We start from the raw sequence: 19,574 nt of genomic DNA, 5'->3' as shown, positions 1-19,574 counted from the left end.
AGAATCGCGCCCCATGTTGAAAACCCGCGCGTCCCGAGAGTTCTGGTTGCTCGCCCTGATGGCCCTGCTTGTGCTGGGGGCCGGTCTTGGCCTGCGCGACCCGTGGCCCTCCGATGAACCCCGCTTCGCATTGGTCGCCAAACAGATGGTGACCAGTGGCGATTGGCTGTTCCCGCATCGGGGCACCGAGCTGTACTCGGACAAGCCGCCGATGCTGATGTGGTCGCAGGCGATGCTGTATCGCCTGATCGGCGACTGGCGCGTGGCGTTCCTGCTGCCGTCGCTGCTGGCGGCGCTGGGCACGCTGGCCTGTGTCTACGACCTGGGGCGACGCCTGTGGACGCGGCGCGTGGGGCTGTACGCGGCGTGGGCGCTGCTGTTCGCGGTGCACTTCACCTTCCAGGCGAAGAAGGCGCAGATCGATCCGCTGGTGGTGTTCTTCATCACCCTGGCCAACTATGGGTTGCTGCGCCACCTGCTGTGCGGCCCGGCATGGCGATGGTGGTGGCTGGGCTGGTTCGCGGCCGGGCTGGGGGTGATCACCAAGGGCGTGGGCGTGCTCGCGCTGCTGATGATCGTGCCGGCGGCCGCGGCCGCGCTGCTGGGCTGGCCGCGGGTGAAGCTGCACGTGCGCGATGTGCGCTTCTGGCTGGCCCCGCTGGCGTTCGTGCTGGCCATCGCGCTGTGGTTCGTGCCGATGGTGCTGACCGCGCTCGGCAGCGGTTCGGCCGAGTACCGCGCCTACCTGGACGACATCCTGTTCCGCCAGACCGCCAAGCGCTACGCCAACTCCTGGGATCATCACCAGCCGTGGTGGTACTTCCTGGCCACCATGCCGTCGATGTGGGTCCCGGCCTTCCTCGTGGTGCCCTGGGCGATTCCGGCCTGGTGGCGGCGGCTGCGGCGGCGCGATCCGCGTTACCTGGTGCTGCTGGGCTGGTGGCTGCTGATCGTGCTGTTCTTCTCGATCCCGCACGGCAAGCGCGATGTCTACATCCTGCCGGCACTGCCGATGTTCTGCCTGGCGCTGGCGCCGCTGCTGCCCGGGCTGCTGCGCCGGCGCGACGTGCAATGGGTGATGGGCGCCTTCACCGCCGTGCTGGCGCTGGCCCTGCTGGGCGCGGGCATCGCCATGCTGGGAGGCGAGCCCGGCTTCGAACGCAGCCTGATCATCAAGCGCGGTATCGACACCACCGTGACCCGCGGCCTGGCCTGGATCGGCATCGCACTGGGGTGTGGCGCGGTGATGAGCCTGGTGTTCAGTGGGCGCCGCCGGTTCCACCTGGCGGCCATCGCCACGCTGGCGATGGCCTGGGTGGCGTACGGGCTGATCGGCTACCCGCTGTTCAACGATTCCAGTTCCGCACGCGGTCTGATGCAGCAGGTTGGCCAGCGCATCGGGCCGGATGCGGAACTGGGTCTGGTGGCCTGGAAGGAACAGAACCTGCTGATGGCCGACCGCGCGGCCACCACCTTCGGCTTCAACCGGCGCTGGGACAGCCAGCTGCGCGACGGCGTGCAGTGGCAGGCGCAGGCCCCCGCGCAGCGCTGGCTGCTGGTGCAGGAGGACGCCTTGCTGGGCTGTGTGGACCGCGACAGCGCCACGCTGGCCGGGGTGGCCAACCGCCGTCGTTGGTGGCTGGTGCGGGCCAGCGATATCCGCGGCCCCTGCACGGCCACGGCGGCTGAACAGAAGCGCGAGCGCGAGTTGCACAGAATCGATGGCGATGAGTAAAGATAGCCGGGGTTGCAGGGCCGTCCAGGTCCGGTGGCCGCTCCGTGGGCGCCGGTTGCGCCGGTCGTGTCAGTGGGCCTTGTGGCCTGGGCGTGGTACTCGAGGTTGGCAATGAAGCAGCAAGGCGCGTCCAGCACGACCGACGTGGTGTCATTCCCGCCCTTGCAGGGCCGTCTCGCCGTGGCGCATTGGGTGGCCAACATCGGCCTGTTCTGCCTGCCGGCGCTGATCCTGAGCGTGCCGCAGAACCTGCTGCCGTACGGCCTGCTGCTGTTGCTGGGCAGCCTGCTGGCGCCGCTGGAGCTGTGGCGCGCGCGCAAGGTCGCCGGTCGTCCGCTGGTGGTGCTGGGCTGGCTGATGCTGGCGGTGATCGCGCTGTCGCTGATGTCGATGGTGCTGTTCGACCAGGGCCTGCGCGACATCGACAACCGCTCCCGGTTCGTGGTGATTCCCTGGATCATCCTGTGGGTCTGCGCGCTGCGCCCGGCGCTGCACTGGCTGTGGGCCGGGTCGCTGGCGGGGCTGCTGGCGGTGCTAGTGCTGTCGGTGGTGCAGGTAATGGGCGGGGCGCCGCGTGCGGAGCTGAGCACCAATGCGATCGTGCTGGCCGACATCGTACTGATGCTGATGGTGCTGCTGGTGTTCTGCCGCCCGCACCATCGCTGGCCCTGGGTGATTGTGGGCATGATCGCCGGCTGCGCCACGATCGTGCTCAGCGGCAGCCGCGGAGTATGGCCGGCGCTGCTGGCCCTGCTGGTGGTGATGGCGATGAGCCTGCGCTGGCGGACCGGCCGCGCGCGGCTGTCGGTGCTGCTGGCATTGATGGCCATCGGCGGCACGCTGGCGTTGACCATTCCCAGCCTGCGCGAACAGGTGCGCCTGACCGAACTGCAGCACGACGTGGTGCGCATGGAGCGCGGCGACAGCGATTCCTCGGCCGGCGCCCGTGTGGAGCGCCTGCAGGTGGCCTATGAGACCTTCTTCGACCACCCGCTGATCGGGGTGGGCATCGGCCACTTCGACAGCGCCATGCTGCGCCTGCCGGTGTGCCGCGACGACCCCGACGAGCCGCGCTGCCACCTGGGCCACGCGCACAACGACCTGGCCGAGTGGTCGGCCACCCAGGGCGTGCCCGGGCTGTTGCTGCTGCTGGCCGTGTACGGCGTGCCGCTGCTGGTGTTCGCCGGGCTGCACCGGCGCAGCGGCCAGGTCGGTTTCCGTGGCCCGGCCGCGGCCGGGATCATGCTGGTGGTGTCCTATGTCCTGTGCGGCCTGACCCAGTCGATGTTCGCCCACCAGATCACCGCGAGCTTCTACGTCACCATCGTGGCCCTGTTGGCCGGGCTGTCGGTGCTGCAGGGGCAGGCCCACCGCCAGCGCCGGGTTCAGGCCGGCGGCTGATCCCGTGGCGGGTCGGCCACCGGCTGGCCGATCTGCAGCATCCACAACATGATGGTCTTCTGGCGCACGTAGTTGGCGCGCACGTAGGCGTACACCAGCCCGTGCCAGCCATCGCGGAACCCGCCGCGGAACAGCCAGCCGCGCCAGAAGCGCCACGCCGGGGCCAGCACCAGCTTGCCCAGGGTGGCGCGCTTGCCACGGGCGAACTCGTGCTCGGCCATCATCCGCGCGTAGCGCTGGGTCTTGGTGAGCTGCTGCTCCAGCGAGCGGTAGGGGTAGTGGATCAGGTCGCCGCGCAGGGTGCCGACGGTGCCGTCCACGCTGGCTGCTTCATGGATCTCGCGCGTGCCGCGCCAGCCGCCGTGGCGGCGGTCGAACAGCCGCATCACCCGGTCCGGATAGGCGTTGCCGTGGCGCAGGAACTTGCCGAAGTAGGCCGACAGCCGCGCGAACCGGTAGCCGTGGTGGCCGGCGAAGCCGCTGGCCTGCGCGGCCTGGATGGATGCGCGCAGGGTGTCGTCGATGCGCTCGTCCGCGTCCAGGCACAGCACCCAGTCGTGGCTGGCCTGCGCCACGCAGAAGGCCTTCTGGCTGCGGAAACCGTCGAACGCGCGCTGCAGCACGCGGGCCCCGGCGGCACTGGCGATGGCCACCGTGGCATCGGTGGAATGGGAGTCCACGACGATGATCTCGTCGCAGAAGGCCAGCGAGGCCAGGCAGTCGCCGATGCGGTCGGCTTCATTGAACGCGATAATGCAGGCCGAGATGCGAGGCCGTTCAACGGGAGCGGTCGTGGAGGACATGATGGCCGAGTACCTGCTGTTTGCGACGGAACGCTATGCGTTGCCTATTCTCGCCCCACTGGCCGAGGCGTTGCACGCATCCGGGCAATCGGTGTCGACCTGGTTCGTCGACGGCGCGGCCGGCGCGACGCTGCCGGGGGTGCCCGGGGTGGACCTCAAACAGGCGCTGGCGCTGCGTCCGCGTGCGGTGTTCAGTGCCGCCAACTGGGTGCCGCCGTTCATTGCCGGCGCCAAGGTACAGGTCTTCCACGGCTTCAACGTGCAGAAGCGCGACAGCGCGCGCGGCCACTTCCGGGTGCGCGGCCTGTTCGACCTGTACTGCACGCAGGGCCCGGCGACCACCACGCCATTCCGCGACCTGGCCGCGCGCGAGGGGCACTTCGCGGTGGCTGAAACCGGCTGGCCCAAGCTGGACCCGCTGTTCCGCGACGATGGTGGCCTGTCGGCCGCGCTGCGCGCCCCTGCGCAGGGGCGTCCGGTGATCCTGTTCGGGTCGACCTTCACCGAGCGGTTGAGCGCGGCGCCGCACCTGTACGACCCGATCGCCGCCGACATCGCCCGTGGCGACCGCTACTGGCTGCTGACCCTGCATCCGAAATGTCCACCCGCACTGTTCGACCGCTACCGCGCGCTGGCCGGCGCCAATGCCGCCTTCATCGAGCCCGAGCAGGTGATGGCCGCGCAGCGGGCGGCCGATGTGCTGGTGTCGGACACCTCGTCGATCGTGTCCGAGTTCGTGGTGCAGCACAAACCGGTGGTGACCTTCCGCAACCGCGTGCCGCAGCCGCACATGATCGACTTCGATGACGCGGCGCAGCTGCCGGCGATGCTGGACCGCGCGCTCGCGCCGGAACCGGCGCTGATGGCCGAGATCCGCCGCTACGCCGACGCCATCCATCCCTATCGCGATGGCCGTTCCAGCGAGCGGGTGATCGCGGCGACCGACGCCTTCCTGGCCGGCGAACTGGGCCGCCTGAAACGCAAGCCGTTCGGCGCCTGGACCCGCGGCCTGCAGATCCGCCGGGACCTGGGCTACTGGGGACCGGCCAGGCGCTGACGTTCCAGCGCCTGCCGCGTCTACCAGTGCAGCCGGCGCCTGGCCAGCGCATCGCCCAGCCGCGCCTGCAACGCCTGGGCTTCGGCCTCGGGCAGGTAGCGCAGGCACAGCGGGAGGCTGCCGCTGGCGCCGGCCGTATCCAGCCAGAGGCTGGCGGTACCCAGCCAGCGGTCCAGCGGTGAGCGCGACAGGCGCAGCGCCTGCACCTTGTCCACCTCGGTGAACCGCCACCAGCGCTGCCACCAGCCACCGCGGACGGCGACCAGCGTGTCGTCCAGGTAGTAGCCCATGCGCGCCACGTGCCGCCGCGCGCTGAACGCCGACCAGGGCAGCCACAGCAGTACCAGCAGGCCCCACGGCTGGTCCTCCCACATGGCACCGGCGGCCAGCAGCGGCGCGATCACCAGCGCCGGCAGGCACAGCCTCCACCAGTGGCGCTGTTCCACCGGCTGCCATGCGGCGGGCGGCCACTGTGTATGCGGCAGAAGGTGCTGCACCAGTGCATCGCACGCAGCCGGCGTGGCCAGGGGCGCCAGCTCGCGCAGGTCGCGGCGTTGCCCATCGCCCGGGTTGCTGGCGGCGATGTCGATGCCCAGGTGGCGGCGGCCGAACAGGCGTTGCAGCGGGCTCTCGCGCAGTGTCCAGGCCTGGATGCGCCGCCGCGCCACACTGGTGCGCAGGCGGGTCAGCAGGCCGCTGGAGACGGTCAGGCGCCGCTCGTGCTCGCTCAGCTGGAAGCCGTGGTAACGCAGGAACGCCAGCGTCACCGACAGCACCCGCAACAGCAGCCAGAACACCAGCACTGCGACGGCACCTGCCACCGCCCACACCCAACTGGGCGGATGCAGGTGGTTGGCGTAGCCGAGCGCCTGCCGGCCGCCGCTGTCGAGCACATCGGAGACCGTGCCGCTCGGCACAAACTGCATCACGGCGCCCGTGGCGGCCAGCACCACCACCCAGCCACGGTCGGACAGCAGCCCGATGCGCAGCACGTCGCGCGTGCCCAGCCGCAGCAGTACCGGATCGGTGGGGAGCGGGGGCGGTTCGGTCGCCCCGGGCGTGGCGGCGGCCACCGGCGTCTGCCCACGCTGGCGCACCAGCGCTTCCAGTGCGAGCGCCTGGTCCAGCTTGAGCACCCGCATCTCCGCTTCCGGCCGATTGCCGCCGGCCGATTCCAGCTTCAGCTCGGCCACGCCGAACAGCCGGTGCAGCGGATTCTGGTGCACCACCACGTTGTGGATGCGCGCGAACGGAATCTCGCGGCGGTTGCGCGAGATCACCCCGCTGCGCACGGTGATGGCATCGCGCCCGATCTGGTAGCGGTAGGTCAGGAACTGCAGGAGGGAGTACGCCACCAGCCCCACCACGACGATCAGCGGGCCCAGCGTCAGCCACAGCTGGTCGCGGTCGCCACGGTTGCCGAACACCACCAGCGCCAGCAGCGGCAGCAGGGATTGGCGCAGCTGCATCAGCAGCACGAACAGCCAGGACCACGGGTGCAGGCGCTGCTCGGGCGCCGCGGTTTCGGGGGCCGGAGTGCTCACAGGGCGTCGTCGTCCTGGTCGAGCTGGTGGGCGAGGGTGTCGCGCAGGCGTTCGGCATCGGCCTGGTCCAGGCCGCTGATCGATACCGCGCTCATGCGGCTGCCGGCGGTGTGCACCACCAGCGTGGCCAGCCCCGCGCTACGCTCGATCGGCCCGCGACGCAGGTCCAGGTGCTGCACGCGCGAGATCGGTACATGGGTTTCCTGCTGCCACAGCAGCTCGCGGCGCAGGCCGAGGCCGCGCGCATCCAGGCGCCAGGAGGTGCGGCGCTGGCGGCGGAAGCCGACCACCGCGCCGAGCAGGGCGCCCAGCACCACCATCGCGGCCACGCCCCACCAGCGCCCTGGCAGCGCCAGCAAGAACCAGCCGGCGCCGAGCGCGGCGCCGGGCAGCAGTGCCCCGGTCAGCGCGCCGCTGGTTGCGGCAATGGAGGCCGCACGCAGCGGCAACGGCAGCCAGGCGGCCGGAAGCGGCGGCGCAGGCGGCACGACGGGATCGATGGACTCGGTCAAGGCAGGGCGCTCGGCGTGGACAGGGCCGGACGCCCGCGTCAACAACCGGCGCCCGTGGCGCAGACGTTAGCAGGTTGCCCGGTTACTGCGCGGCCTGGATCAGCGCGTCGACATCGAGCAGGTGGCCCGCGCGCTCGGCCTTGGTGCGCAGGTAGTGCTCGTTCTCGACAGTGATGTCGCCGGTGACCGGCACGCACTCCACCACCTCGATACCGGCATGGCGCAGGCGCTGGGCCTTGGTGGGGTTGTTGCTGAGCAGCTGCACCCGCGACACGCCCAGGCCCTGCAGCATCGCCGCCGCGCTGCCGTAGCGGCGTTCGTCGGCGCCGAAGCCCAGCTGCGCATCGGCATCGATGGTGTCCAGGCCGTCGTGCTGGTAGCCGTATGCGCGCATCTTGGCGGCGATACCGGTGCCACGCCCTTCCTGGTCCAGGTACAGCAGCACGCCGCCGCCAAGATCCTTGAGCTTGCGCAGGCCGCGGCGCAGCTGATCGCCGCAGTCGCACTTGAGCGAGCCGAACAGATCCCCGGTCAGGCACGAGGAATGCACCCGCACCGGCACCACGCCGGACAGGTCCGGCGTGCCGACGATGATCGCCACCTGGTCGCGCTGGGCAACGCCGCCGCGGAACACCGCGAACTCGGTCATGCCGACCTCGCGCAACGGAACCGGCGAGCGCGCCACCAGCTCGTAGGCGTGCGCGGCCTGCTCGGCGCCCTGGTGCAGGTCGCACAGCGATACCTGCGCGCAGCCGTCGAAACGGGTGTCGTCGGCCGCCAGCAGCACGCCCACCATCGCCGGCAGCAGCAGGCCCAGCCGGGCCACTTCCACCGCGCCGTCGTCCAGCGCCTCGCCGGCGCTCCAGCCCATCGGCATCGCACCCGGCTCGCGCAGGTAGCTCAGCGACGGCAGCGCATCGAAATCGATGCCGGCCAGCGGCACGCGCGCGCCGCGGTCGGCGGCCACGCCCAGCACCCGCGCGCGGGTTGCGGTGAGGAACAGGTAGTGATGGCCCGCTGCGGCCTCGGCAAACGCGCCGAAGCTGCTGCGGGTGCTGCTGTCCAGGGCGATGAACGCCAGGCGTTGGCCGTGGCTGTCATCGATCACCACCGGGCGACCGGCGCGCAGCTCGGCGACCGCGCGTTCGCAGCGGATCGCGGCCGGATCGCCGAACAGGGAAGAAGCAGCATCAGACATGGCAGGGGCCGTGGGGGACATCGTGGGTTCCACAGTGGGGACGGAGGGCGACGATTCCAATCGCGCCGAGGCGCGACACAGCGTCGCATTCAGTGCGGATGTTCCTCGGTGGCATAGGGGTCCACTTCGCCGCTTTCCGGCGGACGCAGCGTGTAGCGTTTGTAGGTCCACTGGTACTGGCTCGGGTCGCGCCGGGCGATGCGTTCGATCCCCGCATTGAGCGCGCTGGCCGCGGTGCGCGGGTCGGGGTCGGCCACCGTGGGCGGGGCCGGCTCGATATGCAGGGCGAACTGCATGTCCGGGCCGATCCGTTCGCACCAGCCATACAGCACGGTCGCTCCGGTGCGCTCGGCCAGCCGGTTGACCAGGGTCATGGTCAGCGCCTCGATGCCGAAGAAGGGGGCGAACACGCCGTCGCCAGCCTTGGGCTGCTGGTCGGGCAGGATGCCGGTGGCGCCGCCGTCCTTGAGCACCTTGAACAGCTGGCGCACGGCCGGGCCTTCGGCGCGCACCTGCTGCACGTTGTCGCCGCCACGCACCAGCTGCAGGAACGCGTCGCCCACCGCTTCATCGGGGGCCTTGTAGACGATGGCGATGGGCCCGCGCGAGGCCAGCCACTGGTTCAGCAGTTCCCAGTTGCCGTAATGCGGGGCGGCCACGATCACGCCCTTGCCCGAGGCCAGCGCGGCGTCGTACAGGGCTTCGCCGTGGCGCTCGGCCAGGCAGGCCAGGTTGCGCTCGCGGGGCTGGGTCCACAGCCGCAGCGTCTCGATGGCCTGCATGGCGGTGGAGCGCAGCACCTTCTTGTGCAGTACCGCCCGGTCGGCCGGGGACAGCGCGGGGTAGGCCAGCTCCAGGTTGCGCCGGGTGACCCGGCTCTCGCGGGCGTTGAGACGGATCCACAGCCAGGCCAGGGCGGCGGCGAAGCCGCGCAGCCAGGCCCAGGGCAGGCGGGTGAACAGGGCAGCGGCGCGATAGGCCAGGCGGGCGGTGGTATGCGGTTTCATCACGTGGAAGTCTAGCCGCTGGGCGGTGCCGGGGCACCCGCAGGCCGGCCGGTGCCCGGATCGCCAACCCTGCATCCAGGCTCTAAGGTAGGCCGCCCCCTGCCCGGAAACCCATTGCCATGCTCGTCCTGATCCAGCGCGTCAGCCAAGCCAGTGTCCATGTCGACGACGCCGTGGTCGGCCAGATCGGCCCCGGCCTGCTGGCCCTGGTCGGCATGGAACCGGGCGACACCGGGGCGCAGATCGGGCGGATGGCCGATCGCCTGCTTGGTTACCGTGTCTTTGCCGATGAGGGCGGAAAAATGAACCGGTCGCTGCGCGATACCGGGGGTGGCCTGCTGCTGGTCAGCCAGTTCACCCTGGCAGCGGACACCGCCAGCGGCATGCGGCCGGGCTTCAGTACTGCTGCCGCGCCTGCGGAGGCTGAACGTGGATTCAACCAGCTGGTCGAAATATGCCGTCAAAAGCACGCCCCAGGGGTGGAAACCGGGCGTTTTGGTGCCCATATGGTTGTCAGCCTGGTCAATGATGGTCCGGTGACCTTCCTGCTCAGACCCTAGCCCCGGGACCACCGCCCGGGAAGGCGGGGCGCCGGGCTGGTATAATGCTAGGTTCTATTCCCTCTCCCAGCCGGTGGCGCGAGCACTACATGGCCAACGAACGTCCTGCCCAGCAAAACGACATCAAGCTTCTGATCAGCAAGGGCCTGGAACAGGGCTACCTGACCTACGCCGAAGTCAATGACCACCTGCCCGACGACATTGTCGACCCGGAGCAGATCGAAGATATCATCGGCATGATCAACGGCATGGGCATCGATGTCCATGAAGTTGCGCCCGATGCCGAAACCCTGTTGCTCAACGATGGCAACACCGGCAACCGCGAAGTCGATGACACCGCGGCCGAAGAAGCCGCCGCCGCGCTGAGCGCGCTCGACACCGAAGGTGGTCGCACCACCGACCCGGTGCGCATGTACATGCGCGAAATGGGTACCGTCGAGCTGCTGACCCGCGAAGGCGAAATCGCCATCGCCAAGCGTATCGAAGAAGGCCTGGGCCAGGTCCAGGCCGCGCTCGGCACCTTCCCGGTGTCGGTCGAAACCCTGCTCGCCGATTACGACGCGCACAAGGAAGGCAAGAAGCGCCTGGCCGAAGTGATCGTCGGCTTCAACGACCTGGTCGAGGAAGTCCCGGCCCCGGCCGTGGCCGAAGACACCAGCGATGACGCCGAGGACGACGCCGACGAGGACGAAGACGACGACGTCGACGCCGAGGAAGACGCTGGCCCGACCGGCCCGGACCCGGAAGAAGTCGCGCGCCGCATGCAGGCGCTGACCGATGCCTACGCCGCGTTCAAGAAGGCGGCCGCCAAGGGCGACCGCAAGCCGCTGGCCAAGCTGCGCGACGACATGGCCGCCGTGTTCGTGACCCTGAAGCTGCCGCTGCCGCTGACCGACGTGCTGGTCAAGCAGCTGCGTGATGTCATGGCCGACATCAAGTCCCACGAGCGCCGCGTGCTGAACCTGGCGACCGTGACCGCGCGCATGCCGCGCAAGGACTTCATCCGCTCCTGGGAAGGCAACCAGACCAACCTGGAATGGGTGGAAGACGCCCTCAAGCGCAAGCAGAAGTGGTCCTCGGCCCTGCGTGATGTGAAGGACCAGATCATCGCCGAGCAGCAGGCCACGATCGACATCGAGAAGACCACCTGGCTGGAGCTGGAAGAGCTGAAGGAAATCAGCCGGGCAATGGCCTACGGTGAAGCCAAGGCGCGCAAGGCCAAGAAGGAAATGGTCGAGGCCAACCTGCGCCTGGTGATCTCCATCGCCAAGAAGTACACCAACCGCGGCCTGCAGTTCCTCGACCTGATCCAGGAAGGCAACATCGGCCTGATGAAGGCCGTGGACAAGTTCGAGTACCGCCGCGGCTACAAGTTCTCCACGTATGCGACCTGGTGGATCCGCCAGGCCATCACCCGTTCGATCGCCGATCAGGCCCGCACCATCCGTATTCCGGTGCACATGATCGAAACGATCAACAAGTTGAACCGCATTTCCCGCCAGATGCTCCAGCAGTACGGCCGCGAGGCCACGCCGGAGGAGCTGGCCAAGGAAATGGACATGCCGGAAGACAAGATCCGCAAGGTGATGAAGATCGCCAAGGAGCCGATCTCGATGGAAACCCCGATCGGCGACGACGAGGATTCCCATCTGGGCGACTTCATCGAGGACACCAATGTGGAGTCCCCGATCGAGAACACCACCAACATCAATCTGTCTGAAACCGTGCGCGACGTGCTGGCCGGCCTCACCCCGAGGGAAGCCAAGGTGCTGCGCATGCGCTTCGGCATCGACATGAACACCGACCACACCCTCGAGGAAGTCGGCAAGCAGTTCGACGTCACCCGCGAGCGCATCCGCCAGATCGAAGCAAAGGCGCTGCGCAAGCTGCGTCACCCGAGCCGCTCCGAGCAGCTGCGCAGCTTCCTGGACATCGATTGATGTCTGCGTTGGTGCGTTGATGAAAAAACCCCGCTTCGGCGGGGTTTTTTTATGGTCGGCGGGAGGAGTCCCCACCGGTAGAGCCGACCGTTGGTCGGCTGCCCTGGCGCAGCGCAGCATGGCAACCGCCCTATCTTTGCGTAACATAATTCGTAACATAAAAATGGACTGACAGGCGGCAGCAAAAAGGAAAGTAGCCGTGATATCAGACAGATACAAACGGTTCTCCTTGCGAAGCACCATATTTACGTCTATATATTCGTAACATAATTCGCCCGGATGCCCCGCATGGCCCGTCCCACCCGCCACACCGTCCAGGCGCTGCTCGACCACCTTCCTGCCGGCGAGGTGGTAGCGGCCGCCGCGCTCGCCGAGCGCCTTGGCGCCACCCGGATGACGTTGAGCCGCCTGGTGGCCGACGCCGGCGACCGCGTGGCCCGCCTGGGCCGGGGCCGCGCTACCGCCTACGCCGCCCGTCGAGCCACTGCCGCAGGCAGCGAATGGCCGCTGTTCCGCCTCCGTCCCGACGCGAGCCTCGAAGAACTGGGCACGCTCATCGCCCTCAGCGGCGATGCCTTCCACCTGGACGTCGGTACCGCGCGGCCCAACCTCAGCCGCGCCCCGGACGGCGCCGTCGATGGCTGGTTCCCCGATATCCCGTGGTTCCTGGATGACCTGCGCCCGCAGGGGTTTCTCGGCCGCACCTTCGCCCATCGCCGCGCACGCGATCTCGGCGTGCCGGACGATCTCAACCGCTGGCAGCAGGGCGACATTCTGCAGGCGCTGGTGCGCGCGGGCGGTACCGGCATTGGTGACCTGCTGCTGGGCGGCGACGCCGTCGCCGCAGCCCTGGCCGAACTGGATGCGCCGCCGGACGGTGTCCAAGCCGACCAGCGTGTCCGCGACTATCCTGTGCGCGCTGCGGCCGTGCTCGAAGGCGAGGATGTCGGTTCATCACCCGGTGGCGAGCAGCCCAAGTTCACCGCCACCGTGACGCACAACGGGCACCGCCAGGCAGTGCTGGTGAAGTTCGCGCAGCCCACCGCCGGTGAGGCTGCCGAGCGCTGGGCCGACCTGCTCGTGTGCGAGCACCTCGCGCTGCAGTGCCTGCGCGATGCAGGCGTGGATGCGGCCGTGTCCGAGCTGCTCCAGACCAGCACGCATACCTTCCTCGAGGTGCAGCGCTTCGACCGAACACCGGACGTGCTTGGCCGCCGCGGCTTCGTGTCACTGATGTCGCTGACGGCTGCGTTCGTTGGGGACGTCACGCAGGACTGGGCGCGCGCGGGCGAGCAGCTGCAGGCGCAGGGGTGGGTAACGGCCGCCACCGTCACCCACATGGCCCGGCTGCATGCCTTCGGCCGCCTCATCGGCAACAGCGACATGCACCACGGCAATCTCGGCTTCCATCTGGTCGACCACGGCCCGCTACCACTGGCGCCGGTCTACGACATGCTGCCGATGTCGCTGGCCCCCTCGCGCACCGGGGTGCTGCGCGCGGCAGCGCCGCTCGGGCCGGTTGCGCCAGAGCGCAGCGGCCAGCTCGCCCACCTGCAATGGGCCGCGCCGGTGGCGCTCGACTACTGGCAGCGGCTGGCGGGCTCGTCCTTGCTGCGCTCGCCCGCCTTGCGCGCGCTGGCAGCGGAGAATGCACGGCAGGTTGACGCGATGCGCCACCGGTTCGGCTGAGGGGTGCGTGGCATGGCCGCAGGCAGTGGCAGGGCCGGGCGCGGCTCTACTACACTGTGCGGCCGCAAGGGCCTATAGCTCAACGGTTAGAGCAGAGGACTCATAATCCTTTGGTTCCAGGTTCGAATCCTGGTGGGCCCACCAAGAATGCTAATTGGTTAGCGGGCAGATATGCTTGTGAGCATAAGTTGGCCGTTTCGGTCAACTTACATTGAAAATCGAAGCACACGTTGACCGGTAGTTACGCAGTCGCCGCTTCATTGATAAGCAAAATCAGTGCCTTGCGGGCTGCCTTGTGGCCGCGTGGCCCAAATGGCCAACTTCTATTGAAGGGTCTATCACAGTTTGGCCGTTTTGGCCAAATTTGGATGGGTGTCCAACGAGTTTTGCCGCGCAGTTGGTCTCGCGGAGCGAGATGCATGCATGTTTATGCCCGTGCCATTTTTATGCCCGTGCCATTGCAAGGTCTTCATAACGAGCCCTATCAGGCTACTGAAATACACAAGTTCCCGCTAAACTGGTTGTGTTTTCAGCAGGCCGACCGGTGTGCGGCTCCGATGTCTTCATGGAGAAATTGTTCGCGGTCCAGCGGATGGAAGACTTCATGCTGGCCGACCATCCACTGCTATTGATCCGAACGTTGGTATACGCAGCGTTGATCCGGATGGATGAGCTGTTCGCGCAGATGTGTAGCCGAAACCATGAGAGGTCGCCCGCGCATTGCGTCAGAGAAGTTGACGCATACGAAGTTTCTGCAGGTGCTCCAAAGCGTCCGCTGGGAGCGCCAGTCGATGAGACGGGTGCAATGGAACTGATTTTGTTGGAAATGATGTGACGAGCGGCGCTGACTAGGGGGAAGGATGGATGTTTTTTCGCTGCGGGAACAGCTGATCGGCGATTACAGTCGATTCGCCCGTTCATTCACGACAATCCTGGCCGACGATCTGCGGTGTGGCATCGATGATGCCTATTCCAGTGGGCGCTACTGGCCGGAGCCGCTGATCCAGATCAATCCACGTTACCAGCGAGGGCGCTCGACTGCGGAACTTGCCGTGGCAGGCGAGCTATCTCCGCAGACGGCGAAGTGCTTCCCGATCGGACTCTATCGCCATCAGGAGCAAGCGATTGCCTTTGGCTCCAAGGGCGAGAGCTTCGTAGTCACCACGGGTACCGGCTCGGGCAAGTCGATGTGTTTCTTTCTGCCCATCGTTGATGCCGTGCTTCGCGCCAAGGAGCAGGACAAGGCCCCGCGAACCCGCGCCATCGTCATCTATCCGATGAATGCCTTGGCCAATAGCCAGCGCGAAGAGCTGATCAAGTTTCTCGGTGAAGCGGGTCCGGTGACATTTGCCCGTTACACTGGTCAGGAAGATGAAGCCGAGCGCCAGCGGATCAAGGACAACCCGCCAGACATCCTGCTGACCAACTTCATGATGCTGGAAATGCTCATGACGCGTCAGTCCGAACTGGACACAAGGGTGATTCGCAACTGTGTGGGACTGCAATTCCTCGTCCTCGACGAACTGCATACCTATCGCGGCCGGCAGGGTGCGGACGTAGCCATGTTGGTGCGGCGCGTACGTGAGCGGATGGCACCGGAGCGCCTGCAGTGCATTGGCACTTCGGCCACCATGGCGTCAGGTGGTACTCAACAGGACCAGAACCGCCAAGTGGCGGAAGTGGCATCGACCCTGTTTGCCACGACGATTCCGCACTTCAATATCATCACCGAGGATCTCGATCGAGCCACCCATCCTGCGAGAACTGCCGAATCCGTTGCAAGCGAACTCGCGGCTGCGATCGATGCTGGTGTCCCGTCTGACCTCAGCGATAAGGCGTTACGCGAACATCCCTTGGCGATTTGGGTCGAGACCCGCTTGGGCATTACCCGCGACCAGGGACAGAAGTGGGTACGAGCCAAGCCGTTGACCGTTGCCATGGCGACCAGTTTACTGGCCGCCGAGTCGGGGCGAGATGCCGGCGCAGCAGGTCGCGCGCTACGCGAAATTCTACTGACAGCTGCTGTGCCAGAGAACGTCCGAATCGCCGGCAAAGGTGCAAGCGAAAAAGCCTTCTTCGCATTCCGACTACATCAATTCATCAGCGGCGCTGGCGTGGCGTACACGACGCTTGACCGGTACAACTCACGGCCGGTGGAGCTTGATGGGCAACAGTTCTTGCCCGCCGACCCGACCAAGCGCCTGTATTCCACCTACTTTTGCCGCACCTGCGGCCAGGACTATCATCCCGTTCGCCTGCGTCACGAGGGTGGCGAGCGGATGTTGCTGGCGCGCGACATCGACGACATGCCAACGCGGACCGGCCAAAATGAGGACGGGTCCGATGCTGATGCCGATGCGCAGGGTGAGAGGCTCGGCTTCCTCTTAGGCGACCCGGCACCGGGGATCCTGGATTTCACCGGGCGCGTTGAGGACTACCCGGAATCGTGGATCGAAACCTCGCCTGTCGGCGAGCCGCGGCTAAAGCGAACCCATCGCCACTTGGTAGCCGAGCAGCTCCTGATACAACCGGACGGGCGGGTTGGTACCGGAAGGGGCTACTGGTTCCTGCCCGGCAAGTTTCGCTTCTGCCTGCAGTGCCGGGACGTACATGGCGCACAAGGCAAGGACATCAATCGTTTGTCCGCGTTGTCGGCCGAAGGGCGAAGTTCCGCGACGACGCTACTAACGACCAGCGTCCTGCGCTGGATGCACAGCTCGAATGGAAGGGCCATCGAAGCGGACAAGCGCAAACTGCTCGGTTTCACCGACAACCGTCAGGACGCTGCACTTCAAGCTGGACATTTCAATGACTTCACCTTCGTCATGCTGCTGCGAGGAGCCATCTACCGGGCATTGCGCGAAGCCGGCGAAGACGGGCTATCCGACAGCGAGATCGGCACTTCCGTGCTCAGTGCGCTCGGCTTTAGCAAGGAACTTGGTCAGGGAGAAGACCCAACCGAGAGCCACCGCCGAGAATGGATGCAGGATCCCGCGGCGATCGGACGCGATCTGGCCGATGCCAAAGAGGCACTTCGCTTCGTGTTGGCGTATCGCGCGTGGTACGACCAGCGACGCGGCTGGCGTTACACGAATCCGAATCTGGAAGAGCTCGGTCTGCTTCGAGCCGACTACCATGGACTGTCCACGCTCTGCGCCGATGCAGATGCATTCGCCGATGCACCCCTGCTACTTCGTAATGCAAGCCCAGAAGTGCGTGGGCGTGCCTTCCATGCGTTGTTCGACTATATGCGCAAGGGTCTGGCCGTGGATGCCGCCGCGCTTGACGCGCAAATGCTGGCGCAGCGTCGAGATGATGCATTGCGCTTGCTGCACAACCCTTGGGGATTCGGCCGCGAGGAGCCGCTGTTGGGCAGACGTTGGCTATTTCTGCAGCCGCCACCCGCACAGGCGCTGCGTGGGCGGGACGAGGAGCTGATCCTGCGAGGTGGGCTGCAGACTTTGCTCGGCAAAACCCTGCGCGACTCCCGGCTTTGGGAGGATGCACACGCAGGCTCGCTGAACCGCAACGAGTACCACGCGCTATTCGAATTCATGATCCGCATCGCGCAAGCGGGCGGATTCATCCGCAGGGACGAGTACACCGACTTCAACATTCCTGGATACCGACTCAATGCTGGACGCATTCGTTTCCTTGCGGGTGAAGGCGGAACGGGTGCAAACGCATTCTTCATTGATCAGTACCAGGGCATTGCCGATGTTCTGGCACAGCAAGATCGCTCGCTGTTTGCGATGGAGGCTCGCGAACACACCGCCCAAGTGGATGCGGAACTGCGTGCCCTGCGCGAGATTCGCTTCCGTTTCGGCGAGTCTGAGCAGCAGAAGCTTGCCGATGAGCTGAAGGCGACCGCACGTGAGCACGGCGAACCTAATCGCTTTCTGCCGGTGATGTTCTGCTCGCCGACCATGGAATTGGGCGTGGATATCTCCGCGCTCAATGCCGTGTACCTGCGCAACGTGCCGCCCACCCCCGCCAACTACGTTCAGCGAGCGGGCCGTGCGGGGCGTAGTGGTCAGGCTGCGCTGGTGATCACGTACTGCGCAGCCCGCAGCCCACATGACCAATACTTCTTCCGTGAGCCGTCGGCTATGGTGCACGGTGTGGTCAGGGCGCCGCTACTGGATCTCGCCAACGAAGCGCTCATCCGTAGTCATCTGCAGGCGATCTGGCTGGCCACAACCGGGCAACAGCTTGATCGTTCGATCTCGAATGTGGTCGACCCTAGCTTGCCTCTTGCGCCGGTGCGCGATGCGCTAGCCACTGCCATGGGAACCGAGCAGGCAAGGATAGAAGCGACGGCGCGGGCCGCGCGCATTCTCCAGGCAATGGCCGGCCACATCGACGCGGAGCGCGCTCCGTGGTATCCGGGACCCGAAGCATTCGCGCAACGGGTCATTGCCGATGCTGCTACTCAATTCAATGCAGCGTTCAGTCGCTGGCGCGACCTGCTCAGTTCGGCCGAGAGACAGAAGCGACTCGCACAGGCGACCTTGGATAACTATGCCGTTACTGATCGACGCGAGCGGGACGACGCGAGACGTCGCCTGAACCAAGCCATCGACCAGATAAATCTGCTGCTGCATGGACGCGACTCACTGTCTAGCGACTTCTACACCTACCGATATCTGGCAACTGAGGGCTTCCTGCCCGGCTACAATTTCCCGCGCTTGCCGTTGATGGCCTATGTGCCGGGTCGCGCCGACGTACGCAGTGGCAATCTGTTCTTGCAGCGGCCCCGGTTCCTGGCGCTCTCCGAGTTCGGCCCGCGCAGCCTTGTTTACCATGAAGGTCGTGCCTACCGCGTGGTACGTGCTCGTATCGCGCTATCCGCTGCCGACCAGGCCACAGCCAGCGGCTTGCTTGCCACCCAGGCAACTCGTGTGTGCGCGCACTGCGGCGCGGCGCATTTCGAAAGCCATTGGAACGACTGTCATTCATGCGCCATGCCGCTGCACGATGCCGAACAGATCAACGGAATGTTCCGCATCGAGAACGTCGATACTGAGCCGGCGGAGCGCATCACGGCCAACGACGAGGAGCGCCAGCGCCAGGCTTTCGAGCTGCAGACCGTATTCAAATGGGGAGTCCGCGGCGGGCAAGTGGATGTTCGTACCGTTCTGGCTTGTGATGGCGAGGGCGACATCCTGACTTTGCGCTATGGTGCCCAGGCGACTGTCACCCGAATTAACAAAGGTCTGCGCCGACGTAGGAACCCCAACTTGTTCGGCTTCTTCATCAACCCACGCACCGGCTGGTGGGTCAAGGAGGAGGTGGAGGACGGAGGTGGTGGAGGCAATGACGACAGACTGCCGCCGCAGCGCATCGTGCCGTTTGTGCAGGATCACAAGAACGCATTGCTGCTGCAGCCGTACGGTGATTGTGCCCCGGTCACTTTGGCCACGCTGCAACACGCACTCAAACGCGGCATCGAAGCGATCTATCAGCTTGAGGAAGCCGAACTTCTGGCTGAGCCATTGCCCGATGCCCGTCTGCGTCGTGGCGTACTGTTCTATGAGACGACCGAGGGCGGCGCCGGCGTATTGACGCGTTTGGCCAACGAGCCTGATGCACTTGCTCAAGTCGCCCGGCAGGCACTACGCGTTATGCACTACGACGTACCCGCCGAAGGAGCGATGCCCAACTTCGACGCGCTGTCCGATCAGGACGATGTGAAGTGCGTTGCCGGCTGTTACCGCTGCCTCCTCTCTTACTACAACCAGCCCGACCACGAGCTGATCGACCGGCGCGACCCGCAGGCCCTACGCGCCCTCTGGCGCTTGGCCCAAGTGCAGACTGAGCTACAGGTGGCGGCAAACACGCCTGTGCCGTCATCGGAGCCCGTCGCCCAGCCCGGCTGGCCCGGTCAATGGCTGCATGCACGCGACCAGCGCGCTGCGTCGCTGCCGCTACCGGCCACTGCACAGGTCGATGCTTGCACTGTCCTGCACTGGCCCGACCACTACGCCGCGATCGCCCTGCCCGATACCCCGCGTGAGCTGCAGTCCGCCTGGGAAGAACGCGGCTACACCTTCATCCGTTTCCCTGCTGATCCCGACGCCTGGACACCACTGTTCCAGCGCCTGGCGCGGCTGCTAGGCCATTAAAAT

The 19,574-nt window shown here is 66.5% G+C and carries 13 protein-coding genes and 1 tRNA gene; 9 read left to right on the top strand and 5 right to left on the bottom strand.

Annotated features, from left to right (window positions below):
• The first annotated feature begins 13 nt into the window (after positions 1-13).
• Both ACLB90_RS07210 and ACLB90_RS07205 read left to right on the top strand, forming a co-directional pair.
• The gene (locus ACLB90_RS07210) at positions 14-1,735 is read left to right on the top strand and encodes an ArnT family glycosyltransferase (RefSeq protein ID WP_411852279.1); all 1,722 of its coding nucleotides are present in this window, start codon (positions 14-16) and stop codon (positions 1,733-1,735) included.
• A gap of 111 nt (positions 1,736-1,846) precedes the next feature.
• Complete coding sequence (locus ACLB90_RS07205; RefSeq protein WP_411852278.1) at positions 1,847-3,136, top strand: O-antigen ligase family protein; 1,290 nt, start codon at positions 1,847-1,849, stop codon at positions 3,134-3,136.
• Here the strand turns inward: ACLB90_RS07205 and ACLB90_RS07200 are convergent.
• Positions 3,121-3,939, bottom strand: a complete 819-nt coding sequence (locus tag ACLB90_RS07200) for a glycosyltransferase family 2 protein (protein WP_411852277.1) — start codon at positions 3,937-3,939, stop codon at positions 3,121-3,123. The two genes, ACLB90_RS07205 and ACLB90_RS07200, sit on opposite strands and share 16 nt — an antisense overlap.
• On the opposite strand from ACLB90_RS07200, the gene ACLB90_RS07195 reads away from it, so the two are divergent.
• On the top strand, positions 3,938-4,996 hold the full coding sequence (locus ACLB90_RS07195) for a CDP-glycerol glycerophosphotransferase family protein (RefSeq protein WP_411852716.1): 1,059 nt from the start codon (positions 3,938-3,940) through the stop codon (positions 4,994-4,996). The two genes, ACLB90_RS07200 and ACLB90_RS07195, sit on opposite strands and share 2 nt — an antisense overlap.
• A gap of 20 nt (positions 4,997-5,016) precedes the next feature.
• Here the strand turns inward: ACLB90_RS07195 and ACLB90_RS07190 are convergent, their stop codons facing one another.
• The 4 genes from ACLB90_RS07190 to ACLB90_RS07175 form a co-directional block, all read right to left on the bottom strand.
• Complete coding sequence (locus ACLB90_RS07190; protein WP_411852276.1) at positions 5,017-6,540, bottom strand: PH domain-containing protein; 1,524 nt, start codon at positions 6,538-6,540, stop codon at positions 5,017-5,019.
• Positions 6,537-7,052 carry a PH domain-containing protein gene (locus tag ACLB90_RS07185; RefSeq protein WP_411852275.1) on the bottom strand — a complete coding sequence of 172 codons (516 nt, stop codon included), beginning with the start codon at positions 7,050-7,052 and terminating at the stop codon, positions 6,537-6,539. The genes ACLB90_RS07190 and ACLB90_RS07185 overlap by 4 nt, the downstream gene beginning before the upstream one ends.
• 82 nt (positions 7,053-7,134) lie before the next feature.
• The gene (gene ribA / locus ACLB90_RS07180; protein WP_411852274.1) at positions 7,135-8,271 is read right to left on the bottom strand and encodes a GTP cyclohydrolase II RibA; all 1,137 of its coding nucleotides are present in this window, start codon (positions 8,269-8,271) and stop codon (positions 7,135-7,137) included.
• 68 nt (positions 8,272-8,339) lie between these two features.
• Positions 8,340-9,257 carry a lauroyl acyltransferase gene (locus tag ACLB90_RS07175; RefSeq protein ID WP_411852273.1) on the bottom strand — a complete coding sequence of 306 codons (918 nt, stop codon included), beginning with the start codon at positions 9,255-9,257 and terminating at the stop codon, positions 8,340-8,342.
• A gap of 119 nt (positions 9,258-9,376) precedes the next feature.
• Between ACLB90_RS07175 and dtd the strand changes: the two genes are divergently transcribed.
• From dtd to ACLB90_RS07145, 6 genes are all read left to right on the top strand, one after another.
• Positions 9,377-9,817, top strand: coding sequence for a D-aminoacyl-tRNA deacylase (gene dtd, locus ACLB90_RS07170; RefSeq protein WP_411852272.1), 441 nt, complete (start codon positions 9,377-9,379; stop codon positions 9,815-9,817).
• A gap of 89 nt (positions 9,818-9,906) precedes the next feature.
• On the top strand, positions 9,907-11,757 hold the full coding sequence (rpoD, locus tag ACLB90_RS07165; RefSeq protein ID WP_411852271.1) for an RNA polymerase sigma factor RpoD: 1,851 nt from the start codon (positions 9,907-9,909) through the stop codon (positions 11,755-11,757).
• Between the two features lie 288 nt (positions 11,758-12,045).
• Entirely contained in the window at positions 12,046-13,446 is a 1,401-nt protein-coding gene (gene yjjJ, locus ACLB90_RS07160) for a type II toxin-antitoxin system HipA family toxin YjjJ (protein ID WP_411852270.1), read from the top strand.
• Positions 13,447-13,514: 68 nt separating this feature from the next.
• Positions 13,515-13,590 (top strand) — tRNA-Ile (locus tag ACLB90_RS07155).
• A gap of 421 nt (positions 13,591-14,011) precedes the next feature.
• Positions 14,012-14,281, top strand: coding sequence for a hypothetical protein (locus ACLB90_RS07150; RefSeq protein ID WP_411852269.1), 270 nt, complete (start codon positions 14,012-14,014; stop codon positions 14,279-14,281).
• Between the two features lie 25 nt (positions 14,282-14,306).
• Positions 14,307-19,571 carry a DEAD/DEAH box helicase gene (locus ACLB90_RS07145; protein WP_411852268.1) on the top strand — a complete coding sequence of 1,755 codons (5,265 nt, stop codon included), beginning with the start codon at positions 14,307-14,309 and terminating at the stop codon, positions 19,569-19,571.
• Positions 19,572-19,574: the final 3 nt, after the last annotated feature.

This window comes from Stenotrophomonas sp. LGBM10 (assembly GCF_046736075.1).
Taxonomy (GTDB): Bacteria; Pseudomonadota; Gammaproteobacteria; order Xanthomonadales; family Xanthomonadaceae; genus Stenotrophomonas.
The sequence above is the reverse complement of the archived record's forward strand: the minus strand, read 5'-3'. Positions and strand labels throughout refer to the sequence as shown.